A 1396-nucleotide genomic window follows, 5' to 3' on the forward strand; every position below is an offset into this window, starting at 1 on the left:
CGGTCGTCATGACGCAGTTGGCACGGCTGGTGGAGAAGGCGGCGTAGCTAGCCTCGGACCATTCGCCAGCGCTGAAATTCCGGTCTAGAATAGGAAATCGGCTTCGTGTATGGAGCCGCGATCCCATATAGGGGCGGGAAATGGCAGGCGAGGGTGCTTGCCGGAAAGAGCGTTGGGTGCAGCGATGACGAAATGGTCGCCGAATTCGTGGAGAGCAAAGCCGATCAAGCAGGTTCCTGCTTATCCGGACCTTGCAGCGCTGAAGAACACGGAGGCCCAGCTCGCAACCTTTCCGCCGCTGGTTTTTGCCGGTGAGGCGCGCAAGCTCAAGAAGCAGCTCGCTTCGGTCGCTGCCGGTGACGCATTCCTCCTTCAGGGGGGCGATTGCGCCGAGAGCTTCGCCGAGCATGGCGCAGACAACATCCGCGACTTCTTCCGCGTCTTCCTGCAGATGTCGGTGGTGCTGACCTTCGCCGGCGCGCAGCCGGTGGTCAAGGTCGGCCGCGTTGCCGGCCAGTTCGCCAAGCCGCGCTCGTCCGACAACGAGACCAAGGGCGAGGTGACGTTGCCCAGCTATCGCGGCGACATCATCAACGGCATCGAATTCGACCCGAAGTCGCGCATTCCGGATCCCGCTCGCCAGGAGATGGCGTACCGCCAGTCGGCGGCGACGCTCAACCTTCTGCGCGCCTTCGCGCAAGGCGGCTATGCCAGCCTGGAGAATGTGCACCGCTGGATGCTCGGCTTCGTGTCCGACAGCCCGCAGGGCGAGAAATACGAGTCGCTCGCCAACCGCATCACCGAGACGATGGACTTCATGAAGGCCGTCGGCATCACTTCGGAAACCAACTACGCGCTGCGCGAGACCGATTTCTATACCAGCCATGAGGCGCTGCTGCTCGGCTACGAGGAGGCGCTGACGCGTGTCGATTCGACCTCCGGCGACTGGTACGCTACCTCGGGCCATATGATCTGGATCGGCGACCGCACCCGCCAGCCGGACCATGCGCATGTCGAATATTGCCGCGGCATCAAGAACCCGCTCGGCCTGAAATGCGGTCCGTCGCTGACGCCGGACGGCTTGCTGGAGCTGATCGACTTGCTCAACCCCGAAAATGAACCCGGCCGGCTGACGCTGATTGCACGTTTCGGCTCCGACAAGGTCGCCGACCATCTGCCGAAGCTGGTTCGCGCGGTGCAGAAGGAAGGCCGCTCCGTGGTGTGGTCGTCGGACCCGATGCACGGCAACACGATCGAGGCCGCCGGCTACAAGACGCGGCCGTTCGACCGCATCCTGAAGGAGGTTCAGACCTTCTTCGAAGTGCACCGCGCCGAAGGCACGCATCCGGGCGGCATCCATGTCGAGATGACCGGTAAGAACGTCACCGAATGCACC

1 protein-coding gene is annotated in these 1396 nt (G+C 63.2%); it reads left to right on the plus strand.

From position 1 onward, the window contains the following. Nucleotides 1-184 precede the first annotated feature (184 nt). Nucleotides 185-1396 (plus strand): 3-deoxy-7-phosphoheptulonate synthase class II (locus EOA22_RS33395; protein ID WP_127390602.1); only part of this gene is annotated, 1212 nt, incomplete at its 3' end.

This window comes from Mesorhizobium sp. M7A.F.Ca.US.014.04.1.1 (genome assembly GCF_003998745.1).
Classification (GTDB): Bacteria; Pseudomonadota; Alphaproteobacteria; order Rhizobiales; family Rhizobiaceae; genus Mesorhizobium; species Mesorhizobium ciceri.